Source organism: Chromobacterium alticapitis (assembly GCF_002924365.1).
Lineage (GTDB): Bacteria > Pseudomonadota > Gammaproteobacteria > Burkholderiales > Chromobacteriaceae > Chromobacterium > Chromobacterium alticapitis.
Genome location: NZ_PQWB01000185.1, coordinates 1 through 334, shown reverse-complemented (window position 1 = coordinate 334; position 334 = coordinate 1). Strand labels below are relative to the sequence as shown.

General features: G+C 67.1%; 1 protein-coding gene. It reads right to left on the bottom strand.

Going from position 1 to position 334, the window contains the following annotated elements:
* A partial coding sequence (locus tag C2I19_RS22190; RefSeq protein WP_158253796.1) for a hypothetical protein occupies nucleotides 1–334 on the bottom strand: 334 nt, incomplete at both ends.

The window sequence follows — 334 nt, the reverse complement described above, 5'->3', positions numbered from 1 at the left end:
CCAGCCGTTGTCGCCGTATGCCGTCGCCATCTGCTGGCTGCTGTAGGAGTGCAAGCCGCTGCTATCCCCCAGGAACAGTTGCGCCATCGTCTGGCTATCGCTCTTGTACCAGACCGATGCCGTCACCGTGTCGCCGGCCTGGAAGCGGCCCGCGCCGCGCGAGATGGAGCAGTTGGTCCCCGCCTGATACCACACTTGCGCCGCTTGCTTGCCGCTATGCGTCTGGTCGGTCGAGCCGCGCGGCAGCGTCGCCTCCAGCTTGTCGGCGTAGCGCACGCTGCCGGTGACATTCCCGGCTGCGTCGTACTGGCGCTCGGTGACGTAGCCCAAGGGA